This is a genomic window from Streptomyces sp. ISL-87, assembly GCF_018614095.1.
Taxonomy (GTDB): Bacteria; Actinomycetota; Actinomycetes; order Streptomycetales; family Streptomycetaceae; genus Streptomyces.
The window spans coordinates 17,007-24,015 of record NZ_JAGGOY010000097.1 but is presented as its reverse complement, the minus strand read 5'-3'; the positions used below and the strand labels follow the sequence as shown (position 1 = coordinate 24,015).

Genomic DNA, 7,009 nt, shown 5'->3' with positions numbered 1-7,009 from the left:
GCTGCCTTCCCTAGGAATGCGCGCGCTCTCCGACAGCAGCGCGCATCCCGATGGAGAACAGCTGGCCAGGAGGTGCACCTGTGCCGGGGCCCACGTTGTCCCATGTCCCGGAGGTCGGCAACTGTGGGACCTGGACTGCACGTTGACACGCATGGCGCGGTGTCACGCGAGCCGGGGCGACCATGCCGTCAGGCCCCGGTCAGCAGTTGTGCGTCCGGCCGTTCGAGGAGCGCTCCGGGCGCCCGCTGGGCAAAGATCGGCGCCGGACGTCCGGGTCGGCACAGCTTCGGCCCGGCCCCCGCCGGGGGCCGGTGGGCCGTACGCGCTCCGGGGCGCACGGCCGACTCACGTCCATTTTCGCCTTACAGGACGGGCGCGCTAGCCCCGCCCTTTCGCGCCCGCGGCCTCCAGGCGTGCGTCGAGGGATTCAACGTCGGGAAGGAACCAGATATGGCTTGCCGTGTTGGATTCATGAACCAGAGCACGCAGTGCGGTGCTGGTCTCCATGTGGCGGGAGATATCACCGATGACGGCCAGCCGCAGTCGGTAGTTGACGAACTTCTGCATGATATCACCAGCGAAACCGGTACTGAGCGAGAAGAACTTCTCGTCAAAGCGACTCACAGGCACGACCACGACCTCGGCATCAAACAATGCCGCACCGATCAAGTCCAGCGCATCCTGCTCGGTGACCACCGTGGGCCCTTTGGGATCGCACATCAATACCTGCACCCCGCGGCGCTCCTGCAGTAAGTCCGTCATTTCCAGTCCCCCAAGATCATGATCGCATATGCCGGAGGAAATTAACACACGCCTGTTCACGGGTCAACGCCACATCTGCACGCCAGTAAACTATTCAGCCAATTCGTAAGGTAGAGGTTTACCGACCGGCCGACACCTGCGGTGCCCGCGCGGACCCCTCCGGGGGCCGTCGGTGCTTGCGGAGTCTTCTCGCTGGTCAGACGGGTGGCGGACGGGCCCGTGACGCGGAGCCGGGAGAAAAGCGGGCGCCGACGGATGCGGAACAGTTCCACCGAGACCTGCGGGATTCGAGCCAGGCACGAGTGGCCGAAAAGCGGTCGGCAGAGGTTTCCAGCCGACGCCCCGGAACGCAGCGGCGTGGCCGCGGGCGCACCGGCCGACGATCCCGCGGTCCACGAAGGCGGTGAGCGGTGAAGACATCTCGCCCGATAGCCCGAGGCCGGTTCCGCTCACCGGGGAAGTCTTGCGGGACACGGCGTTTAGTGATCGACTGCCCGCACCGGCTCCCCGCACGACCCTTTCATCAGTGCGCACCACATTCGTCGTTGATATTTCGATTCACATACGGGAGGAAGCATGTCCAGCGGTCACACCGGCGCGGCTCCGCTCCAGATCGACGAGAAGGAGTTCGAGCACGATCCGCATGCGTTATACGACGTGATGCGCTCCGAGGCACCGGTCCGCGAGATCATCGCGCCGGGCGGTACCAAGGTCTGGCTCGTCACGCGCTATGACGACGCGAAGTCCGTGCTGACCGACAATCGGCTGTCCAAGAACATCGAGGCCGGCCAAAAGGTCATCCAGCGGCACACCGATGGTGAGACCGGCATGGTGTTCGCCAGCGAGTTGGCGGCGCACATGATGAACGCCGACCCGCCGGACCACACCCGGCTGCGCAAGCAGGTCAACAAGGTGTTCACGCAGCGAGCGGTGGAGAAACTGGGCCCCCGGATCGATGAGATCACCACTGAACTCCTCGATGCGATGGAGGGCCACGATGAAGTGGACCTGATGCGCGCCCTCGCCTACCCGCTGCCCATGGCGGTGATCTGCGAGCTGCTGGGCGTTCCGGCCGACGACCAGGAGCGCTTCAAGGGCTGGGTCCCCACCCAGCTCTCCGGCGGGGATCCGGAGAGCATGGCGCAGGCCACGACGGCACTGCTCGGGTATCTGTACGAGCTGATCGAGAGCAAGCGGTCGGAACCGGCGGACGACCTGCTCACCGGTCTGGTGCGCTCCAGTGACGACGGGAAGCTGAACACCAAGGAACTGGTGTCGATGGCGTTCCTGCTGCTGGTCGCAGGCAACGAGACGACGGTCAACCTCATCGGCAACGGTGCGTACGCGCTGCTCCGCCACCCCGACCAGCTCGCCGCACTGCGCGCGGACCGCTCCTTGATGTCCGGGGCGGTCGACGAGCTCCTCCGCTACGAGAGCCCGGTCAACACGTCGTCGCTGCGTTTCACGACCGAGCCGATCGAGATCGGCGGAGTGGTCATACCGGAGGGCGAACTGGTCGTGGTCGCCCTCACGTCGGCCAACCGGGACGAATCCCAGTTCCCGGACGCCGGCAGCCTGGACATCCATCGTCAGGCGGGCGCCAACCTGTCCTTCGGACACGGCATCCACTACTGCGTCGGAGCACAGCTGGCCCGGCTGGAAGCGCATATAGCCTTCGACCGGCTCATCGACCGGTTCCCGCACATCCGGCTGGCAGCCGACCCGGCCGACCTCCGCTGGCAGCCCGGTACGGCGCTGCGCGGGCTGAGGGCTCTGCCCGTGTCGCTCGGCGCCGCACAGGGCTGACCCCCCTGCCCGCGGAGCAGGCCGCGGCACGCGACCTCGCGTCACTCGGACCCGGTGGCGCGGCGCCGGCGCATCCCCGTGCCCATGGCGCCGGACACCCGCCCGGCGGGCACGGGGGTGCGCAGCAGGGCGCGCGGGACCGTGCGGCGGGACGGTCGCACCGCGCACACCGGGAGCAGACGTGTCCCAGCCCGGCCTGCCGGCTCCGCGACCCCAGCTGAAACGTGCTCGGTCGGCCGGGCCGCCGCTCCGGCAATGCCCTGGTCGGCTCGCGCCGGGTCACAGCGCGCTGGCCTGGCCTGAAAGGATCCGTTGGCGCCGCCCGGGTGTGCCCGGTGCGGCACACTGCGAGCGTGATGGCAACCAGGTGTGGTTCGCGGCAGACCAGGTAGAACGCGGCGACGAGTGCCGGCCCGGTCGCACCCGTCGTCCGGCTGAACGGGACGAGAGTCCGCGATCACGTCCGCGGGTGCCTTGACGGTCATCGCACGTTGAGGACACGAACCGAATGTGGAGGAGTAGGACTGCGATGAGCCGTGGATCAACACGCCGTTTGGCTGCCGACCCCATGATCGACCTTCCCACGGGAGAGATCATGCTGCGGGACGAGGGCACGATGACGGACTGGAGGGTCGAGGTTGCCGCCTTCCAGCTGGCGCCGACTCCGGTCACCCGCGAGCTGTATGCAGCTGTGCTGGGTGAGGTGCCGGAGAGCTCTGCGGGGCCTCGAACCCCGATCACCGAGGTGTCATGGAACGACGCCGTCCGGTTCTGCAACCTGTTCTCGCGGATCGCCGGGCTCGAATCCTGCTACGCCACGGGCGACAGCCGCGACGCGGAGGACGTGGTGTGCGACTGGGCAGCCGACGGTTACCGCCTTCCGTCGGAGGCGGAATGGGAGTTCGCCTGCCGGGCCGGGAGTTCGGACGTCCGCCACGGAGAGCTGGACGAGATCGCTTGGTACCGCGGGAACTCCGGGGGCGAGGTGCACGACGTCGCGATGCGGGAGCCGAACGCGTGGGGCTTCCACGACATGATCGGCAATGTCTGGGAGTGGTGCTGGGACGTCTACGACCCCCGGGTCTACGGCCCGTACCGCGTCTTCCGCGGTGGCGGCTTCTTCGACGAACCCCGGGGGTGCCGGGCGTCGTGCCGCCGCAAGAGCCACCCGACCCTCGCCATCGACGACCTCGGGTTCAGGCTCGCCCGATCGCTTTGAGCGCGGTGCGCGGGAGGCGAGCTCGGGAACGAGGCTGTGAGCGTGGGGTGCCGTTGTGATCGATGAGCTGTTGCCGTCCCCCGTCGGCACGGGCAGCACGTTCGTCGACTACGACGCGGCGCTGACCGCCTTGTACCCGCAGGAGGTCGCCGCCGTCGCGAGCGCCCGGCCGAAACGTCGACAAGAATACGCGAACGTCCGCATGTGCGCGCGCCGCGCCATGGGCGAACTGGGCGTGCCGCCGGCGCCCGTGCTGTCGGGCGGGCGCGGTGAACCGCTGTGGCCCGACGGCATCGTCGGCAGCATGACCCACTGTCCCGGGTTCCGGGCCGCCGCCATGGCCCGCTCCTCGGCGTTCCTGGGGCTCGGCATCGATGCCGAGCCCAACCTTCCCCTGGCGGAGGACTTGCTGGAGTTCATCGCGCTGCCCCAAGAGCGTGCGCGGGTGGAGGCATTGATGCGGTCCTCGCCCGGAGTCTGCTGGGACCGGTTGTTGTTCAGCGCCAAGGAGGCGGTGTTCAAGGTCTGGTTCCCGCTGGCCGAGCGCGGACTCGACTTCACCCAGGCGGACATCCGCATCGACCCCGGCTCCGGCACCTTCTCCGCGCGACTGCTCGTCCCGGGCCCCACCGCCGACGGGGGACGCGTCGAAGGGTTTGACGGCCGGTGGCTCTCCCGCCAGGGCATACTGCTCACCGCGATCGCCCTGCGGCGGACGACGGGACGGTGACCGTCGCGCCTTCGGGGGCCTGCGTCCGCACGGGGGAGAGGCCGGAATCGCCCCTTCAGGTCCCGCACGGTTCTCGTCGGAGACGGGCGCCGGGAGCTGGCCCCTCCCCCCCCTGCGCTGTTCGTCCGACTTGAGGGCGAAATCCGCCCTCGCCGACAGGTCGTGAGCCGTCATCCGGGCGTGAGGACGACGTGAACACCGCGGTCGGCAGTCCGCGCCGCACGGCCCACTCGTGCGCCGCCGTCACCGCTTCCCGCCCTCGAAGACCAGAACGGGCTGGCGGAACATCGTCAGGTAGGGGGTACCGTCGCTGTCCTGGTACGGCTCGCCGACCACGTCGGGGAGGACCGTTCCGATCCCGCTGACGAGGAACGCGGTGACATTCAGCCACTGTCACGTCTCCAGGTCGTCGCGCAGCGGCACCGCGAATCTTGGTGTCGAAGCGCACGGGCGCGTCCTCACCACTCTGATCGACCTGCTCGTCGTTCTCGTTCTTCGTCTCGTCGCTCATGGCCCGAGACTGCCGCCAACCGTGAGTTGATGACCCAGCTCAACAGCAGTCCTCACCGGACCCGCTGACTCAACCCCAGACCGGCCGACAAGAGCGTGATTTGACGGCAACCGAAGACAGCACCGCCACCCTCACCATTGTGCCGGAGAAGGTGAACCTCTCAACAGAGCACGGCGGTCAGATCAGGGTCTACAACCACTCGGCCACGACGATGTACGGCCAGACCTCGCTCACCGCCGAGGATGGCAACGCTCGGAGGAAGCCGGCTGATCAAGGTGCTCCCTCTTCAGCAAGTGGACTCTGACCGCGGCCTCGGCATACTGGCTCAGGCGCGAATTCCGTGAAGTCCGCACGTAGATCTCGACAGTTCGCGATCATGGCGGGTGACTGTTGATGATCTCCTGGCCACTCTGTTTCCCCAGTTCGTGCTGCTGCGGGTGGATGCGATCAGAACGGCCGGCCAGTCGGTTCGGGTTCATGCGCGAGGCCAGGCCCTGGGAGCGGAGTGCCCAGGCTGTGGGATCTGGTCCGAGCGCGTCCACAGCGGCTACGAACGGCACGTCAGCGAGACCGCGGTCTGCGGGCAGGAGTTGGTACTCCACCTGCGGGTCCGCCGATTTTTCTGCACTGCGGCCGAGTGCGGGAAGCGGACCTTCGCCGAGCAGATACCGGGGCTGACGTTCCGTTATGGCAGGTGCACCGTTTCGCTGCGGAAGGTCCGCGAGGCCGTCGCCCTCGCGTTGGGCGGCCGGGCCGGTGCCCGGCTGGCCGAACGCCTGTCAGTAGGGATCGGCCGGGACGCTCTGATCCGCCTGGTCCGCGCGCTGCCGGACCCGCAGGTCGGGTCGGTACGGGTGCTCGGTGTGGACGACTTCGCTCTGCGCAAGGGACACAACTACGGCACGGTCCTGATCGACATCGAAGGCCGCCGACCAGTCGACGTCCTGCCCGAACGGTCCGCCGACGCTCTGGCCGACTGGCTCACTGCGCATCCGGGTGTCGAGGTGATCTGCCGCGACCGGGCCCACTGTTATGCCGACGGCGCGACCCGCGGAGCCGGCACCGCGACGCAGGTCGCGGACAGGTATCACTTATGGGCGAACCTCGGTGAGGCGACCGAACGGCTGGTCGCCCGCCTTCGTCCGGCATGGACTCCGCCCGCGCCAGAGCGGGAGAGCGTGCTGCTGCCCGAGGGGCCGAGGGCTCAGCGCACCCGCGCGCGCCACGCCGCCGTCCACGCGCTGATCACAAGGGCGTCAGCCACAGCAGGATCGTCGCCGAGCTCGGCCTGGACCCGAAGACGGTACGGAAGTTCATGCAGGCCAGCACACCGGAGGAACTGATCGGCGCCGGCCCCACTGGCGGCAGACAGACCAGCCTGGACGGCCACGCCGCCTACCTGACCGCCCGATTCAACGAGGGCTGCACCAGCGCCGACCGCCTCCACCGGGAACTCGCCGAGCGCGGTCTGACTGACAGCGAGCGGACCGTCCGGCGCTTCGTGCACCGGCTGCGCGACAACGCCGCGCCGACTGCCCGCCCGCCGGTCCCCAAGGTCCGCGAGGTGACCACACTCATCCTCACCCATCCCGACAACCGGCCCGAGGCCGGCCGCGTCCTCCTGAAGGAGCTGCGCGACGGTTGTCGGGCCTTGGACGACGCCTGCGAACTCATCGCGCGGTTCGCCTCGATCCTCGTCAACCGCCGCGGCCGAGAGGACCTCGAGCAGTGGACCGCGGACGCCGAAGCCGGCGCCAGCCCCGAGCTACGTGGATTCGCTAGCGGTCTACGCAAGGACTGGGAGGCCGTCATGGCGGGCCTCACCCTGCACTGGAACAGCGGCCCAGTCGAAGGGCACGTCAACCGCATCAAGATGCTGAAGCGCCAGATGTTCGGCAGGGCGAAGCCCGGCCTCCTCCGCAAGCGCGTGCTCCTCGCACGCTGAAGATCACTACGTGCGGGCTTCACGGAATTCGCGCCT

The 7,009-nt window shown here is 68.4% G+C and carries 7 protein-coding genes and 1 pseudogene; 6 read left to right on the top strand and 2 right to left on the bottom strand.

Annotated elements, in window-relative coordinates; translation table 11 throughout:
• Positions 1-378: 378 nt before the first annotated feature.
• Entirely contained in the window at positions 379-762 is a 384-nt protein-coding gene (locus J7I97_RS30775; RefSeq protein WP_214941453.1) for a DUF4180 domain-containing protein, read from the bottom strand.
• Positions 763-1,338: 576 nt separating this feature from the next.
• Here J7I97_RS30775 and J7I97_RS30770 point away from each other — a divergent pair.
• From J7I97_RS30770 to J7I97_RS30760, 3 genes are all read left to right on the top strand, one after another.
• Positions 1,339-2,568, top strand: coding sequence for a cytochrome P450 (locus J7I97_RS30770; protein WP_214941450.1), 1,230 nt, complete (start codon positions 1,339-1,341; stop codon positions 2,566-2,568).
• A 568-nt stretch (positions 2,569-3,136) separates the two neighbouring features.
• Positions 3,137-3,787 carry a formylglycine-generating enzyme family protein gene (locus tag J7I97_RS30765; RefSeq protein ID WP_374195530.1) on the top strand — a complete coding sequence of 217 codons (651 nt, stop codon included), beginning with the start codon at positions 3,137-3,139 and terminating at the stop codon, positions 3,785-3,787.
• A 55-nt stretch (positions 3,788-3,842) separates the two neighbouring features.
• The gene (locus J7I97_RS30760; protein WP_214941444.1) at positions 3,843-4,517 is read left to right on the top strand and encodes a 4'-phosphopantetheinyl transferase superfamily protein; all 675 of its coding nucleotides are present in this window, start codon (positions 3,843-3,845) and stop codon (positions 4,515-4,517) included.
• A 187-nt stretch (positions 4,518-4,704) separates the two neighbouring features.
• On the opposite strand, the pseudogene J7I97_RS30755 reads toward J7I97_RS30760, so the two are convergent.
• Positions 4,705-5,028: pseudogene (locus tag J7I97_RS30755) on the bottom strand (DUF2000 family protein); the annotation flags it as partial.
• A gap of 100 nt (positions 5,029-5,128) precedes the next feature.
• Between J7I97_RS30755 and J7I97_RS30750 the strand changes: the two are divergent.
• The 3 genes from J7I97_RS30750 to J7I97_RS30740 all read left to right on the top strand — a co-directional run bounded on the left by J7I97_RS30750 (position 5,129) and on the right by J7I97_RS30740 (position 6,973).
• On the top strand, positions 5,129-5,332 hold the full coding sequence (locus J7I97_RS30750; protein WP_214941441.1) for a hypothetical protein: 204 nt from the start codon (positions 5,129-5,131) through the stop codon (positions 5,330-5,332).
• A gap of 79 nt (positions 5,333-5,411) precedes the next feature.
• Positions 5,412-6,371, top strand: coding sequence for an ISL3 family transposase (locus J7I97_RS30745; protein ID WP_214941438.1), 960 nt, complete (start codon positions 5,412-5,414; stop codon positions 6,369-6,371).
• Positions 6,344-6,973, top strand: coding sequence for a transposase (locus J7I97_RS30740; protein WP_214941435.1), 630 nt, complete (start codon positions 6,344-6,346; stop codon positions 6,971-6,973). The genes J7I97_RS30745 and J7I97_RS30740 overlap by 28 nt, the downstream gene beginning before the upstream one ends.
• Positions 6,974-7,009: the final 36 nt, after the last annotated feature.

Bases quoted from the DNA above. Each gene is read 5' to 3' on its own strand.
- J7I97_RS30775 (WP_214941453.1), bottom strand. From the start codon at position 762: ATGACGGACTTACTGCAGGAGCGCCGCGGGGTGCAGGTATTGATGTGC.
- J7I97_RS30740 (WP_214941435.1), top strand. From the start codon at position 6,344: ATGCAGGCCAGCACACCGGAGGAACTGATCGGCGCCGGCCCCACTGGC.
- J7I97_RS30765 (WP_374195530.1), top strand. From the start codon at position 3,137: ATGATCGACCTTCCCACGGGAGAGATCATGCTGCGGGACGAGGGCACG.
- J7I97_RS30770 (WP_214941450.1), top strand. From the start codon at position 1,339: ATGTCCAGCGGTCACACCGGCGCGGCTCCGCTCCAGATCGACGAGAAG.